Below are 13,758 nucleotides of genomic sequence, written 5' to 3' on the forward strand. Positions count from 1 at the left end.
TATTCGGCCGGAATCGTGCTCCGATCGGCATCTACGCGCGGGCGAAGCGGGCGCGCAGGTGGTCGGAGGTGGCCTGGTCGGCGGGCAGGAACGCCTCGAGGTGCAGCTCGGACAGGGTGATATCGGTGGCCGTCGCGAACGAGGTGACAGTGGTAATGAGCCGCAGCTCGCCCGCCTCGGACCGCAGCCGCAGCGGCACCGCGAAACCCAGATGCCCCGGGCCCGGCTCCACCGGCGGCAGATAGCCGTCGAGTTCGGCGATGAGCGCGTCCAGCGCGGGATCCGGGCTGCGGCCCGCGCGATTGCGGAGGCTGTCGGTGACATGCCGCCCCCACTCCGGCAGGTTCTCCACCCGCCGGGCCAGCCCATCCGGATGCAAGGCCAGCCGTAGCACATTGATCGGGGGCTCCAGCAGTTCCGGCGCGCAGCCCTCGGTCAGCAGCTCGAATCCAGGATTGGCCGCCACCAGCACGCCGAACGGCCGGGTCACCACGGCCGGATACGGCAGATGCCCCTGCAGGATGGTGTCGAGCGCATGCCGGACCGCGTCGAGTTCCGGTGCGTCCAGCGAGGATTCGGGAAAGATCGGCGCATAGCCCGCCGCCAGCAGCATTGCGTTGCGCTCCCGCAGCGACAGCCCCAGCACCTCGGCCAGGCGGACCACCATGATCCGCCCCGGCTGCGAGCGCCCCTGCTCCAGGAAGCTCAGATACCGCTGGCTGGTCTCGGCGGCGATGGCCAGATCGAGCTGACTCAACCGCCGCCGTGTCCGCCAGCCGCGGAGCTGCTGTGCGAACGGTGTGGTCGCCGCCGGGGCCATGGTCGTCATACCTCCACTGTGTTCGAGGCGGTGTCGCATCGCGATTCCCTCCAGGGAATCGTCACACGGCCGGGGAGCCGGGCCTCGATCATTCCCCACGGGGAATCGCGGTGGCAGCCGGCGCGGCACAGACTCGGGGCCATGAGCGATGGACACGAGCAGAACGCGAATGGTGTTGCCTACCACCTTGATCCGCTGCGCGGTACGGCCGGATTGAGTACCGCGGTGCAGGCGGCGCCGATCCCCGGACCGCACCAGGTACTGGTGCGGGCGCGCGCCGCCTCCCTGAACCGGCGCGACATCATGCTGATGGAGGGCACCTACCCGGTGCCGGCCCGGCCGGGCGTGGTGCCGCTGGTCGACGGCGTCGGTGAGGTGATCGGCCTGGGTGCGGGCGTGACCCGCGCGGCGCTGGGGGACCGGGTGATGAGCACCTACTTCGTCGGCTGGAACGACGGCCCGCAGACCCGGGCGCTGAGCAATGAGCAGTACGGCGTGACCCATGACGGCTGGCTCGCGACCTATGTGCTGCTGGAAGAGGACTCGGTGGTGCAGGTGCCGCCGTATCTGACCGATGCGGAAGCTGCCGCCCTCACCTGCGCGGGTCTGGTGGCCTGGGCCGCGGTGACCAAGCCCGTGCCCGTCGGGCCCTCCGACACCGTGCTGACCGTCGGGTCCGGTCCGGTCGGGCTCTTCGCGGTGCAGCACGCGAAAATGCTGGGCGCGCAGGTCATCTCCCTCACCTCGTCGCGGGAGAAGGGCGAGCGCCTGCGCAAGCTGGGCGCGGACGAGGTGGTGGACCGGACCGCGACCCCGGACTGGGAGCGGGTGGTGCTGGAGCTCACCGAGGGCCTGGGCGTGCAGCTCGTGGTGGAGGCGGTGGGCAAGCGGACGCTGGCGAAATCCCTTGCGGCCACGGCCTACAACGGACAGGTCGTGCTGATCGGGGCCTTTCCGGCCGATCCGGGGCAGCAGCCCGCCGATCCGCTGGGCGGCAAGTATGTCGGCCTGCGCCGCATCGCGGTGGGCAGCCGGGCGGATCTGGAGTTCATGAACCGCACCATGGCCGAGCACGACATGCGGCCGGTGATTGATCGGGTGTATCCGTTCGACCGGGCGGTCGAGGCGTTCGAATACTTCGAGACCGGTGACCCGTTCGGCAAGGTGGTGCTCACCTTGGATTGATAGCAACTTATTGGCAATCGGTTCGGATAGATATCCACCTGGAACTATTTCCTTACCGTGTAGCCGGTTCAGATAATCAGCAAATCTGTGTACCGTGCCTTGAAGGAGAAGCATTTCGGATCTACGGGCGTGTGCTTCGAGCCGAAGGAGTTCCCCGGTGGCGGTGGGCGCGGTACGCGAGAGACCCGATAGGGCGGGGGAGGAGCCCGCCGCATCGAATGACGGGACCCCCGGTCTGACCGCGGCGGGGGCGATGCCCTTCGGGGTGCTCGGCGGCCTACTGGTCCTCACGATCAGCGTGACCTTCGCCCTCATCGGCGGCGCCCTGTGGGCCGCCCTCGACAGACCCGGTGGCGTCGAAACACCGGACACTCCACCGGCTTCCACGTCCACCGCACCGGAGTCCGTCAAGGCGCAGCCCCAGGCGCCCCCGCCCGCCACCTCCGCCGCCCCGGCACCACCATCGCCCGCCCCGGCGGCCGCACAGAATCCCGCGCCCGCCCCGGCACCCTCCACCGCCCCGCCAACTCAGCAAACCGCCCCGCAAACTCAGCAATACGTCCCTCCGCCCGCGCCGGTCGAGGCGGCTCCCGAGCCGCCCGCACCCGCTCCCGCGCCGGCGGCCCCACCACCCGCCCCCTCACTACCGGACATTCTGGCCCCGATCCTCCCGTTCCTGGTGCCACCCCCGCCCCCGCCGCCCGCTCCCTAGTAGTCGCGGCCCGGAATCCGAAGGAGGACAGCCATGCTCGGCACGGCAGACGAGATCCGGCGCGACCAAGGTGATATCAACCCCCGGCGGCTGGGTCGTGTGGTCCTGGCCGCCGTCCTCCTGGCGATGGCTGTCGGGGCGGGCATATGGCTCACCTCGTCCGGTGATCGCCCGATCGCCGGCACCTCGATCGTGAATGTCCCCCGCCCGCGTCACGACCGTTTCGCCCCCGGTCCGCACCCGCCCAATGTCGCTCCCGCTCCGCACCCGCCCAATGTCGCTCCCGCCGAACAGGTTCCGTCCGTTCCGGGACCGGCTCCGGCTCAGGCTCCGGCTCCGCCAATGGTGATTCCGGCGCCCGTGGCACCGCATCCGGTGGATATCCCGGCGCCGGTGGGCCCGGGCGGCGGGCCGGTGAATCCGCCCGCGCCGCCGGAGGATTCGGGCCAACCCTCCGACTAGAGTCCGGAAATCCCTGCCAGCTGGCCGATTCCGTAGGTGACGGCCATGGCCAGCGCGCCGCCGATGACCACCCGGAGCACGGCCCGGCGCGGATTGCTGCCACCGAACCGGGCGCTCACCGACCCGGTCAGGGCCAGCGCCACCAGCACGGCGGCGAAACAGACTGGGATGCGCCACTGGGTCGGGGGCAGCAGGATGGCCAGGATCGGCAGGATGGCGCCGATCGTGAAGGAGACGGCCGACGACAGCGCGGCATGCCACGGATTGGTGAGAGCGTGTGGGTCCAAACCCAATTCGGCCTCGGCGTGGGCGGCGAAGGCGTCGTGCGCGGTGAGTTCCTGGGCCACCTGGCGGGCGGTCTCGGCGGACAGGCCCTTGGCCCGGTAGATCTGGGTCAGTTCGGCCAGTTCGTATTCCGGCTCCTCGGCCAGTTCCCGCTTCTCCTTGGACAGCAGGGCGCGCTCGGAGTCGCGCTGGGTGCTGACCGAGACGTATTCGCCGACCGCCATGGAGAGGGCGCCGGCGGCCAGGCCCGCGACGCCCGCGGTGAGGATGGCGCTGGAGTCGGTGGAGGCGGCGGCGACACCGACCACCAGACCGGCCGTGGAGACGATGCCGTCATTGGCGCCCAGCACGCCGGCCCGCAACCAGTTGAGGCGGGAGGCGAGGCTCTCGTCGTGCGGCTCGTGCGGGTGCGGTAGCGCGGCGTCCGCGGCTCCGGCTCCGGTGTCGTCCACGTGGGCAGCCTAATTCACCGGGACCCACTCATGCGGTAACGCGTTCGGGGGAGGCATCGCTCCCATTTGCGTGGTGTGCGGACGGTTTGCTGCAACGATGGGGTCATGGTGGGTTTCGGCAAGCGGTACTGGTCGGCCATCCTCCCGGTGCTGGGCGCCGCGGTGCTGGCGGTGGCCTGGGGCCGGGAGCTGAGCCCGGTCCCGGCGGTGCTGGTGGGAGCCGTGCTGATCGGCGCGGTGCTGGCCGCGGTACACCACGCGGAGACGGTCGCGCACCGGGTGGGTGAGCCGTTCGGATCGCTGATCCTGGCGGTGGCGGTGACCATCATCGAGGTCGGGCTGATCGTCACGCTCATGGTGTCCAGTCCGGAGAAGTCCGCCTCGCTGGCCCGCGACACCGTCTTCGCCGCCGTAATGATCACGTGCAACGGCATTTTCGGCCTCTCGCTGCTGGTGGGCGCGCTGCGGCGGCGGGTGGCGGTCTTCAATGCCGAGGGCACCGGCGCGGCGCTGGCCACCGTCGCGACGCTCGCGACGCTGAGTCTCGTGCTGCCGACCTTCACCACCAGCGAACCCGGCCCGGTGTTCTCGGCCTCGCAGCTGGCCTTCGCCGCCGTGGCGTCGCTGGTCCTCTACGGCGTCTTCGTCATGGTGCAGACGGTCCGGCATCCCGACGACTTCCTGCCCGTCGAGGGGGTCGCTGCCGTCGACGATGAGCACGAGGAGCCGCCCACCCGCGGGCAGGCGCTGCTGAGTCTGGGTTTGCTGCTGGTTGCCCTGATCGGCGTGGTCGGGCTGGCGAAGGTGGATACGCCGAATATCGAATCCGGTATCGCCGCAGCCGGGCTGCCGCAGTCCGCGGTCGGCGTGGTGATCGCGATGCTGGTGCTGCTGCCCGAAACCATTGCGGCCGTGCGTACTGCGCGCCGCGACCGGGTGCAGATCTCGCTGAATCTGGCGCTGGGTTCGGCCATGGCCAGTATCGGCCTGACCATTCCGGCCATCGCGCTCGCCTCGGTGTGGATCGAGGGCCCGCTCGAGCTCGGCCTGGGCGCGACCCAGATGGTGCTGCTGGCGCTGACCGTGGTGGTCGGTGCGCTCACCGTGGTGCCCGGACGCGCGACGCTGCTCCAGGGCTGTGTGCACCTGGTGTTGTTCTCGGCCTTCGTTTTTCTGGCGGTCAGCCCGTAATCAGGAATTCCAGCGATAGACCTGGCCGTCGCGCAGCTCGTAGGTCGTCGCGGGATTGGTGGCATCGTGCCGGGAGAGCAGCGCCATGACGCGGGTTCGTCCGCGGGTGGTGACGCCGTCCTCGGTCCAATGCACATAGGGGTGCACCAGTTTCGCGAATTCCGCCCAGTCGCCGGCTTCGATCGTGCGCAGGACCGCCGACACCGTGTTGTCCACAGCGACAGTGAACACGCACTGTCCGGGTTACGCGTGGGTTCGCGGTGAAATAGGGGGTTGCTGCGAGATCACTCAATTCGTCCTTGGGTATGGCCGAGGGGTTCGAAACGGTCTCGCCGGAGGTTCGCCCGGGGCGTGACTGGCGTCATATTGATAGCAGATCCGCTCTGATAACACGTTCTAGATCCGCAGGTCACGTGCCTATTCGTTCCGCTGACCGGGACCAGCCTCGGGTGTACCGGTTGATAACTTAGAGGTTTCGATCACACTCGAACCGATTTGTTGTAACTCCGGGTAACCATTAGCTTTGATGGCAGGCAGTGTTGCCGATCACGGAGAAGAAATTTGAAGCTCGCCACCACACGTCGGTTCCGGCGTCTCGAAGAAGCGGTCCTGCGATGACCCGGGCCGTCCAGAGTCGGTCCGCCGTGCGCATCGTGCGTGACAACTTCTCCAGCACCTCGGTGGCGTCGCTGCGCACCTTCGGTCGCGCGGTCGGAATTGCCGAGGAAGCGGTGGTCGGCACCGTCACCGATATCGCGCGCCGCCAATTCCAATGGAAAGAAGCCATTCTCCAGGCCTGGCGGCTCATTACCGTGACCGCGATTCCGGCCGTGCTCATCGCGATTCCGTTCGGTGTCATCGTTTCGGTCCAGGTGGGCAATCTGATTCACACCCTGGGCGCGGATTCACTGCTGGGCGCGACCGGCGGCCTGGGTGTCATCAAACAGGGCGCGCCGCTGGCCACCGGCTTCCTGCTGGGCGGCGCGGGCGCCGCGGCACTGGCGGCGGATCTGGGCGCGCGCACCATTCGTGAGGAGATCGACGCGCTGAACACCATGGGCATCAGCCCGATTCATCGGCTGGTGATCCCGCGCCTGGTGGCCATGGTCTTCGTCGCGCCGCTGCTGAACGTGCTCATCATCTTCGTGGGCGTGCTCGCCGGCTACGGCGTCGCCATCGGCGGGCAGGGCGTGACGCCGGGCTCGTACTGGTCCACCTTCGGATCCTTCACCACCACCGCCGATGTGTGGGTGTCGCTGTTGAAGGCCGTGATCTTCGGCTTCCTCGTGGTGATCATCGCCTGCCAGCGCGGGCTCGAGGCGAAGGGCGGCCCGCGGGGTGTCGCCGACGCCGTGAACGCCGCGGTGGTGCTGTCGGTGGTATCGATCGTGACCGTCAACCTGGTCGCCACCCAGATCACCGATCTCTTCCTGCCCACGAGGCTGGCCTGATGTCGGCAACCTACGTGCCCAAGGGGCTGGGCTGGGCCGCGCGCGCCTATCGCCGCCGTGGCCTGATCCTGCGCCGGGTGGAGAACCTGGGCTTCACGCTGGCCTTCGTCTGGCAGGTGCTGGCGTCGATTCCGTTGACTCTCGGGCGGTATCGCAGCGGGACCATGCGGGCCATCTCGGATATGACCTGGGGCCGCGGCTCGGTCATCGTGGGCGGCGGGACCGTGCCGATGATGATCGTGCTGGGCCTGGTCATGGGCGCGTCGGTGGCGGTGGAGTCGTTCACCACGCTGGACATGCTGGGCATGGGCCCGGTGTCGGGCCTGGTGTCGGCCTACGCCACCACCCGTGAGCTGGCGCCGATCGTGGCGGCCATCGGGTTCGCCGCGCAGGCGGGCTGCCGCATGACCGCCGAGATCGGGTCGATGCGTATCTCCGAGGAGATCGACGCCATCGAATCTCTCGGTCTGCGTTCGGTTCCCTTCGTGGTGACCACCCGTGTGCTCGCGGGCGCGGTCGCCATCGTGCCGACCTTCCTCATCGCGCTGATCCTGTCCTACGCGGCCTGCCGTGGGCTGATCACGCTGGTGCACGGGGCCTCGGCCGGTGTGTACGACCATTACTTCTTCCAGTTCGTGTCCGGGTTCGACGTGATCGCCGCGGTGGTCAAGGTGGCCGTGTTCGCGGTGGTGGTCATCCTGATCCACTGCTACTTCGGCTTTTTCGCGACCGGCGGGCCGGAGGGTGTGGGCATCGCCTCGGGTAAGGCGGTGCGCGCGAGTTCGGTGGCCATCGTGGCCATGGACATGGTGCTGTCGCTGTCCCTGTGGGGCTTCAACTCGGCGATTACGTTCACGGGGTAGGGGATGCCGAATTACGGAATGCCGGGTGTGGCCGTCGATCGCAAGCGGGCGATGACGGTCGGCACCGTCGCGCTGGCGCTGGTGGTGGCCGTGGTGGCGGGCTGGGCGCTGTACCGGTCACAGAAAACCGAGGCCGGACTGCCGATTTCACTGCGCACCGAGCAGATCGGTGACGGCGTGCTGGTCGGCACCGATGTGCGGGCCAATGGCGTGGTGATCGGCAAGGTCACCGAGATCGCGCCGGATCAGCACGGGACACAGCAGATTTCGCTGCGGCTCGACGATGCCGAGCTGTTCGGCCTGGACGACAGCCTGCAGGTGGATTACGCGCCCGCCAACCTCTTCGGCATCAGCGAGATCGAATTGCGCAAGGGCGCAGGCGGTTCCCCGCTGCGCTCGGGTACGGTGCTGGACTTCACCGGCAGCCGGGCCGCCGCGATCTACGACGCCACCATGGGCTCGATTCTGCGCAGCGCCTCGCAGGTGGGCGGTTCGGTGCTCACGCCTCAGATGGCGTCGGTGATCGCCCAGGCCGCGGCCGACACCCAGGCGCTCATGCCACTGGCGCAGGCGCTCATCACCGCGCAGCGCACCGTTACCAATAACCAGAAGATGCCGATGTCGGAGCTGGTCGGCAACCTCGGCCCGGCCTTCGACGGCGGCGGCCGGTTCGCGGGCGCGACCGTGCAGGTGGTGGATCTGATCCGCAGCATGCAGCGGCTCCAGGCCGACCGCGCCGCCTACGACAGGGGTGTCGCGACGGTCACCGGCCAGCTGCTGCCGGCGCTGGCGACCACCTTCACCCAGGCCGGGAATCAGCTTTCCGGTACCACCGACATGCTGGTGCCGGTGCTGACCGCGCTGGCCCAGATGGTGCCGCAGCCGCAGCAGTCCGCGGCCGAATTGCGCCTGCTGCTGGAGCGTTTGCGCGCGGCCATGCCGGATACCGGGCAGGGGCCTGTGCTGAATGTGGAGGTCGACCTGAAGGGTGTGCCGGCCATCGCGGTGCCGCTGCTGGGAGGGGCCAAATGAGGCGTGCATCGCGCAGCGATTCCATCAGGGGCGGCGGTGGGGCGACGGGTGGGCATGTGCAAGCCGCAGCCTGGCGGCTGGCCCTGTTCGGGGGCGTCATCGTGGTGGTGCTCATGTTGGTGCTCACCGCGATTCAGCGTCCGGTGTCGGGGAAGACCGAGACCCACGATGCCATCTTCACCGATGCCAACGGTTTGAAGGTCGGCGACGACGTGCGCATGTTCGGCGTGCAGGTCGGCAAGGTGAAGCAGATCAGCCTCGAGGGGGCGAAGGCCCGGGTCCAGTTGTCGGTCAAGACCGATGCACCCGTCTACGACAACTCGAAGCTGGCCATCCGCTATCAGAATCTGACCGGGCAGCGGTACATCGATCTGCAGCAGCAGCCGCAGCCGGGCACCCGGATTCCGGCGGGGGCGCGCATCGGCGAGGACCACACCGTCCCGTCCTTCGATGTGACGCAGCTGTTCAACGGCCTGAAGCCGGTGCTGCAGACCATTTCCCCGGAGGCCATCAACCAGTTCAGCGCCAGCATGGTGGCCCTGATCGAGGGTGACGGCAGCGGGATCGGCCCGGCCATGGACGCGATCGGGAAACTGGCGTCGTACGTGGACAACCGGCAGCAGGTGATCTCGACGCTGATCCACAACATGTCGGATCTGTCGGACCGGCTGGGCGGGCGCGTGCACTACCTGGTGCCGCTGCTGAAGCAGCTCTCCGACATCTTCGAGGCGCTGCAGCAGAACATCGGCGGCCTGGCGCAATTCGCGGTCACCGCGCCCTCGGTGCTGCGGCCCATCGACAATCTGCTGCGCTCGCTGGGGATCGACAGCGGCTCCGACGTGGACGCGCTGATCCGCAAGATCTTCCCCGACGCCAAGGAGGCGGTGGACGCCTTCGGCCGCCTGCCCGCGGTGCTGGGTGCGGCCGACGCGGCCCTGCCGACCAGTCCGAGCGGCTGGAAGCCGGTGTGCAGCAAGGGAACCGCCGATGTACCGGCGGTGGTCAGGGTGCTCGTGTCGGGACAGCAGGTGGCGATATGCAACGGATGACATTGCCCCGCTTCTCGAGCTGGTTCAGCATGAGACGTGATGACCGGGTGGTCGACGACGCCACCAAGCAGAAGCGGCACCTGCGCAAGGGCGTCATCGGCGCGGTACTGGTGGTGCTGGGCCTGGCGGCCGCCGGTGCGCTGTACGTGATCCCGTTCGGCAAGCACATCTACACCGCGGAACTGTCCGAGGCGCAGTCGGTGAAGGCGGGCGACGACGTGCGCATCGCCGGCATCTCGGTCGGCGAGGTGAAGTCGCTGGAGCTGAAGCCGGACAAGGTCGTCATGCGCTTCACGGTGAAATCCGATGTGTTCCTGGGTGATCAGACCTCCCTCGACATTCGCATGCTGACCATTGTCGGCGGCCACTATGTGGCGGTGTTCCCGGCCGGGAGCAAGCCGCTGGGGTCGGCGGCCATTCCGGCGGACCGGGTTCGCCTGCCCTACAGCCTGATCGAGACCTTCCGGGACGCGGCCACCCCGCTCTCCAAGATCGATGGCTCCACACTGAACAAGAACCTTGCGGCACTGGGCAATTCGATCGACGGCTCGCCCGACACCCTGCGCACCACGCTGGCCACGGTCGACACCTATGTGGACGCGCTGGACAAGCAGCGCAGCCAGGTGTCGAACGCGGTGGCCGTGGCCGATGAGTACGTGCGCATGTACGACGGCGCGAAGTCCGATCTGGGCCGGCTCATGGACAATGCCAACCTGCTGGTCACCGTGCTCGACGGCAAGCATGCCGAGATGGCCGAGGCCATCTGGCTGCTCGGTGATGTGCTCGGCCGGCTCGGCGGCGTGGAACCCACCTGGTCGGATCTGAAGCCCAAGCTGACCGACGCGATCACCCAGCTCGAACAACTCGGCCAGAAATTCACCCCGACCCTGACCGCCGCGCAGGACCTGCAGAAGAAGCTGTCGGACCTGGTGATTCCGGACGGCGGTCAGATCGACCAGTCGCAGCAGACCGTCACGCTGTCGCAGCAGCCCGTGGCACAGCCGCAGGTGTGCATTCCGGTGCCGGGGAAGGACTGCTGATGTTCAAGCGGATGCTCGGATCGCAGGCGTTCATGTCGGTCGGCGGTGCGGTACTGGTCGTGCTGCTGGCGGTGGTCGGGTACCTCCTGTGGTTCAACCCGATGAAGAAGACCGTGTCCTACTGCGCCGTGATGCCCGATGCCGTCGGTCTGTACGCGGGCAACAAGGTGACCATGCGCGGAATCCCGGTCGGCACCGTCGATTCCATCGATTCCGACGGCACCAAGGTCAAGGTGACGTTCTCGGTCGACGCGAAGTATCCCGTGTACGCGGACGCCGCTGCCACCACGGTCTCGGATTCCATTGTGGCCGACCGTAATCTGGCGGTGCTCAACAGCGGTAAGGATCTGGCGCACTGGGATTCGTCGCAGTGCATCACCAAAACCCTGACGCCCAAGAGCATTACCGAGACCCTGACGGCGCTGGCCGATCTGTCCTCGCAGCTGCAGCAGGCGCAGGCCCCGGATGCGCTGGCGCACGGCCTGTCCGCGCTGGACTCGGCCACCCAGGGCGCGGGCCCGCAGATCAACGAGATCGTCAAGGAGCTGGGTTCGGCTCTGGCCCAGCCGGATGCCGACATCGGGCACCTGGCGGGCATCTTCGACGCCTTCGCCGCGGTCGGTGCGAAGGTCGAGCAGCACTGGGGCGACCTGCGCTCCATGCTGCTGCGGCTGGCTCCCGCCCTCGACAATGCCAGTACCGAATTGCTCGGTCCCGGTGCGCAACTCATCGACCGGCTCGGTGAGGTGCTGCCCATGCTCAATGATCTGGTCACCATCGCGGGCGACCCCATCATGCGGGGCCTCGACGACACCCTCCCGCTGGTCCGCCTGCTGCGCGCCAATGTCGGCTCGCTCTCCGAGGTCATGCTGAAGCTGCCGGTGCTGACCAATGCGGCCCAGAAGATCATGGGCAACGGCATCACCTACGGCTCTCCGCGCGCGGCCCTGCCGGCCCCGCAGGCCGAACAGGTCTGCGCCGCCGTCAACGCCGTCACCCCGGGTAGCTGCACCGACGCCGCCAACGGCATGGTGAACGTCCCGCTGGTCCCGTTGGTGCTCGGAATGGCAGGTGCGCGATGAGGTTCGGACGCTGGGAGATCGTCGTCGCCACCCGGCCAGGTTCCGGTGCGCGAGAGGGCAGCTCGGCATGGTCGAAGCCTGCGCAGGGGGCCGGCTCCGGCATGCGTCCGCGGGGACGTGCGGCCATGGCCAGGCGTGCCGGAGCCGCTGTGTTGGCCGCCGGGTTGTTGGCCGGGGCGGGGGGCTGCGCCTTCGATCCGTCTTCGGTGCCGGTACCGGGGACCACGATTTCGGGCCCGACCTATCGGATCCACGTCGAGTTCGGCAATGTGCTGAATCTGCCCGCCAAGGCCAAGGTCATCGCCAATGGCGCGCAGGTCGGTTCGGTCAGCGGTGTGCGCGTGGTGGATTCGGCTCACACGGGCGGGCGCGGCGGCTATGTGGTGGTGGACGCGGACATCTCGTCCAAGGTGCCGCTGCCGGCCACCACCGTGGCCGAGCTGCGGCAGAACACGGTGCTCGGTGACATCCATCTGGCGCTGACCACGCCGCCGGACGGTTTCGGGTCGTTGCTGAAGGACGGCGGCACCATCACCCAGGACCACACCCGCCCGCCGGTGCAGCTCGAGGACACCATGGCCGCGCTGGCCGCCTTCACCCAGGGCGGGGCGGTGAATCAGCTGCAGGACATCATCAACCATTTCAACGCGGTGCTGCCCCGCGATCCCGAGGAGACCAAGCGGATCGCGCAGAACGCGGCCGGGAACGCGGTGGATCTGGCGGCCAATCTGGACCAGGTCGACAAGCTGCTCGACGGTCTGGGTGTGAACGCCCAGGTGCTACACGATCGCGCGGACTTCCTGGACCACGAGCTCAGCCAGGAGTCGGTGGACGCCATGGCCGGGATCACCGGCTCGATCAAGGGCGTCACCCAGATCTTCGCCGTGCTCGGCCAGCTCGGGCAGTCGCTGGTGTGGCTGGCTCCGCTGGCCACCGCGCTGGATCCGGTGACGCAATCCTTTGCGCCGCTGGCGCTTTCTGGGCAGCCGCTGGACCTGTCGGTGCCGTCGAATCTGTCGCTGCTGACCTCGCTGCTGCGGGACAAGCTGATTCCGTTCGTCGAGAACGGGCCCAAGGTGAACATCACCGGCATTCAGGCGGATTCGGTGTCCCGCGACGATCAGGTCACCAACATTCTGGCCGGGCTGCGCATGATCGGAGCGGTGCGATGAAGTGGGGTTCGCTGGCGTCGCTGGGCGGCATCGCGGCCGTCACCGTGGTGGGCGCGAGCTATCTGACCTTCGGCGTGGTGCGGGCGGATCCGTTCGCGCATTACACCGGCGGGTCCATGGTGATGGCGAATTCCGGTGGGCTGAGCGTGGGTTCGCCCATCCTGCTCACCGGCATGCGGGTCGGCAAGATCACGTCGGTGGACTCCACCGCGCGCGGCGTCGAGGTGGGCTTCCGCATCGACGGGGACCGCAGGCTGCCCACCGACAGTGACGTCACCATCGAGCAGCTGTCCGCGCTGGGCGAGCCGTTCGTGGAATTCCGGCCCCGCACCGCGGGCGGGCCGTACCTGAAGGACGGCCAGCGCCTGGACGCCGCCGCGGTGAAGTCGCCGCTGTCCATCCCCGAGGTGTCGCGACTGGTCAACAAGGTCATGAACCAGCTCGATCCGAAAGTGGCGGCCTCGTTGGCGAGCACGCTGGGAGCGGCCTTCCACGACACGGATTCGGCCATGCCGAACCTGACCCGCGCCGGTGATCTGCTGGCCGCGGCGATGATGAGCCGCGAACCCAAGATTGCTCAGCTACTCAACAGCTTCCAGGCGGCCGCCTCGAATATCGATGGAATGGGCGAGGCTACAGCGGCCGCAGCACCGGCGTTCGTGCAGTTCGAGCAGTCGCTCAAGGAGCTCATCAATGCCGTCGGTAGACTGGTCGACCGTGCCCCCGGGCCGCAGGCATACGTCTCCGGCAACGGATTGGCGCCCTTCCTGGTCAAGCTGACCGGATGGCTGCAGCAGGCCGGACCCGAATTGAAGACCCTCGCGCCCCAATTGCAGCCGCTCGCCGACGCGGCACGCACCGCCGGGCCTCAGCTCAATATCAGCAGCTTGATCTCGCAGGCGCTCGCGTCCACCGGCGACGGTGCCGTGCGCGTGCAGGTCGGCGTGAAGTAGCAGTACCAC

The 13,758-nt window shown here is 68.2% G+C and carries 15 protein-coding genes; 12 read left to right on the forward strand and 3 right to left on the reverse strand.

The window, feature by feature from the left end:
• Nucleotides 1-31 precede the first annotated feature (31 nt).
• Complete coding sequence (locus tag ACIRRA_RS20050) at nucleotides 32-829, reverse strand: helix-turn-helix domain-containing protein (RefSeq protein WP_402769948.1); 798 nt, start codon at nucleotides 827-829, stop codon at nucleotides 32-34.
• A gap of 132 nt (nucleotides 830-961) precedes the next feature.
• Here ACIRRA_RS20050 and ACIRRA_RS20055 point away from each other — a divergent pair, with 132 nt between their 5' ends.
• From ACIRRA_RS20055 to ACIRRA_RS20065, 3 genes are all read left to right on the forward strand, one after another.
• Nucleotides 962-2,005 carry an NAD(P)-dependent alcohol dehydrogenase gene (locus ACIRRA_RS20055; RefSeq protein ID WP_402769951.1) on the forward strand — a complete coding sequence of 348 codons (1,044 nt, stop codon included), beginning with the start codon at nucleotides 962-964 and terminating at the stop codon, nucleotides 2,003-2,005.
• Nucleotides 2,006-2,162: 157 nt separating this feature from the next.
• The gene (locus ACIRRA_RS20060) at nucleotides 2,163-2,717 is read left to right on the forward strand and encodes a hypothetical protein (protein ID WP_402769954.1); all 555 of its coding nucleotides are present in this window, start codon (nucleotides 2,163-2,165) and stop codon (nucleotides 2,715-2,717) included.
• Nucleotides 2,718-2,750: 33 nt separating this feature from the next.
• Nucleotides 2,751-3,179 carry a hypothetical protein gene (locus tag ACIRRA_RS20065; RefSeq protein ID WP_402769957.1) on the forward strand — a complete coding sequence of 143 codons (429 nt, stop codon included), beginning with the start codon at nucleotides 2,751-2,753 and terminating at the stop codon, nucleotides 3,177-3,179.
• Here ACIRRA_RS20065 and ACIRRA_RS20070 read toward each other — a convergent pair.
• Nucleotides 3,176-3,916, reverse strand: a complete 741-nt coding sequence (locus tag ACIRRA_RS20070) for a VIT family protein (protein ID WP_402769960.1) — start codon at nucleotides 3,914-3,916, stop codon at nucleotides 3,176-3,178. The two genes, ACIRRA_RS20065 and ACIRRA_RS20070, sit on opposite strands and share 4 nt — an antisense overlap.
• A gap of 105 nt (nucleotides 3,917-4,021) precedes the next feature.
• Here ACIRRA_RS20070 and ACIRRA_RS20075 point away from each other — a divergent pair, with 105 nt between their 5' ends.
• Nucleotides 4,022-5,107: a calcium:proton antiporter gene (locus tag ACIRRA_RS20075; protein ID WP_402769963.1), complete on the forward strand. Its 1,086-nt coding sequence runs from the start codon at nucleotides 4,022-4,024 to the stop codon at nucleotides 5,105-5,107.
• Here the strand turns inward: ACIRRA_RS20075 and ACIRRA_RS20080 are convergent, their stop codons facing one another.
• Nucleotides 5,108-5,338 (reverse strand): nuclear transport factor 2 family protein, encoded by a 231-nt coding sequence (locus tag ACIRRA_RS20080; protein ID WP_402769965.1) that lies wholly within the window; start codon nucleotides 5,336-5,338, stop codon nucleotides 5,108-5,110.
• 383 nt (nucleotides 5,339-5,721) lie between these two features.
• On the opposite strand from ACIRRA_RS20080, the gene ACIRRA_RS20085 reads away from it, so the two are divergent.
• The 8 genes from ACIRRA_RS20085 to ACIRRA_RS20120 are packed head-to-tail and all read left to right on the forward strand — an operon-like array spanning nucleotide 5,722 to nucleotide 13,749.
• Nucleotides 5,722-6,558, forward strand: a complete 837-nt coding sequence (locus ACIRRA_RS20085; protein ID WP_402769968.1) for an ABC transporter permease — start codon at nucleotides 5,722-5,724, stop codon at nucleotides 6,556-6,558.
• Complete coding sequence (locus ACIRRA_RS20090) at nucleotides 6,558-7,421, forward strand: ABC transporter permease (protein ID WP_402769971.1); 864 nt, start codon at nucleotides 6,558-6,560, stop codon at nucleotides 7,419-7,421. Before ACIRRA_RS20085 ends, ACIRRA_RS20090 begins: the two co-directional genes overlap by 1 nt.
• Before the next feature lie 3 nt (nucleotides 7,422-7,424).
• Nucleotides 7,425-8,453 carry an MlaD family protein gene (locus tag ACIRRA_RS20095; RefSeq protein ID WP_402769974.1) on the forward strand — a complete coding sequence of 343 codons (1,029 nt, stop codon included), beginning with the start codon at nucleotides 7,425-7,427 and terminating at the stop codon, nucleotides 8,451-8,453.
• Nucleotides 8,450-9,502, forward strand: coding sequence for an MlaD family protein (locus tag ACIRRA_RS20100; protein ID WP_402769977.1), 1,053 nt, complete (start codon nucleotides 8,450-8,452; stop codon nucleotides 9,500-9,502). The genes ACIRRA_RS20095 and ACIRRA_RS20100 overlap by 4 nt, the downstream gene beginning before the upstream one ends.
• Nucleotides 9,503-9,531: 29 nt before the next feature.
• Nucleotides 9,532-10,542, forward strand: a complete 1,011-nt coding sequence (locus ACIRRA_RS20105; protein ID WP_402769980.1) for an MlaD family protein — start codon at nucleotides 9,532-9,534, stop codon at nucleotides 10,540-10,542.
• Complete coding sequence (locus ACIRRA_RS20110; RefSeq protein ID WP_402769982.1) at nucleotides 10,542-11,624, forward strand: MlaD family protein; 1,083 nt, start codon at nucleotides 10,542-10,544, stop codon at nucleotides 11,622-11,624. The genes ACIRRA_RS20105 and ACIRRA_RS20110 overlap by 1 nt, the downstream gene beginning before the upstream one ends.
• Nucleotides 11,621-12,796 carry an MlaD family protein gene (locus ACIRRA_RS20115; RefSeq protein WP_402769985.1) on the forward strand — a complete coding sequence of 392 codons (1,176 nt, stop codon included), beginning with the start codon at nucleotides 11,621-11,623 and terminating at the stop codon, nucleotides 12,794-12,796. The genes ACIRRA_RS20110 and ACIRRA_RS20115 overlap by 4 nt, the downstream gene beginning before the upstream one ends.
• On the forward strand, nucleotides 12,793-13,749 hold the full coding sequence (locus tag ACIRRA_RS20120) for an MlaD family protein (protein WP_402769988.1): 957 nt from the start codon (nucleotides 12,793-12,795) through the stop codon (nucleotides 13,747-13,749). The genes ACIRRA_RS20115 and ACIRRA_RS20120 overlap by 4 nt, the downstream gene beginning before the upstream one ends.
• The last annotated feature ends 9 nt before the right edge of the window (nucleotides 13,750-13,758 follow it).

It is taken from the genome of Nocardia sp. NPDC101769, from assembly GCF_044766925.1.
GTDB lineage: Bacteria > Actinomycetota > Actinomycetes > Mycobacteriales > Mycobacteriaceae > Nocardia.

What these genes read in the sequence shown, in the direction of transcription:
- ACIRRA_RS20055 (WP_402769951.1), top strand. Translation starts at nt 962, where the DNA reads ATGAGCGATGGACACGAGCAGAACGCGAATGGTGTTGCCTACCACCTT.
- ACIRRA_RS20120 (WP_402769988.1), top strand. Translation starts at nt 12,793, where the DNA reads ATGAAGTGGGGTTCGCTGGCGTCGCTGGGCGGCATCGCGGCCGTCACC.
- ACIRRA_RS20100 (WP_402769977.1), top strand. Translation starts at nt 8,450, where the DNA reads ATGAGGCGTGCATCGCGCAGCGATTCCATCAGGGGCGGCGGTGGGGCG.
- ACIRRA_RS20110 (WP_402769982.1), top strand. Translation starts at nt 10,542, where the DNA reads ATGTTCAAGCGGATGCTCGGATCGCAGGCGTTCATGTCGGTCGGCGGT.
- ACIRRA_RS20095 (WP_402769974.1), top strand. Translation starts at nt 7,425, where the DNA reads ATGCCGAATTACGGAATGCCGGGTGTGGCCGTCGATCGCAAGCGGGCG.
- ACIRRA_RS20105 (WP_402769980.1), top strand. Translation starts at nt 9,532, where the DNA reads ATGAGACGTGATGACCGGGTGGTCGACGACGCCACCAAGCAGAAGCGG.
- ACIRRA_RS20085 (WP_402769968.1), top strand. Translation starts at nt 5,722, where the DNA reads ATGACCCGGGCCGTCCAGAGTCGGTCCGCCGTGCGCATCGTGCGTGAC.
- ACIRRA_RS20050 (WP_402769948.1), bottom strand. Translation starts at nt 829, where the DNA reads ATGACGACCATGGCCCCGGCGGCGACCACACCGTTCGCACAGCAGCTC.
- ACIRRA_RS20075 (WP_402769963.1), top strand. Translation starts at nt 4,022, where the DNA reads ATGGTGGGTTTCGGCAAGCGGTACTGGTCGGCCATCCTCCCGGTGCTG.
- ACIRRA_RS20065 (WP_402769957.1), top strand. Translation starts at nt 2,751, where the DNA reads ATGCTCGGCACGGCAGACGAGATCCGGCGCGACCAAGGTGATATCAAC.
- ACIRRA_RS20115 (WP_402769985.1), top strand. Translation starts at nt 11,621, where the DNA reads ATGAGGTTCGGACGCTGGGAGATCGTCGTCGCCACCCGGCCAGGTTCC.
- ACIRRA_RS20090 (WP_402769971.1), top strand. Translation starts at nt 6,558, where the DNA reads ATGTCGGCAACCTACGTGCCCAAGGGGCTGGGCTGGGCCGCGCGCGCC.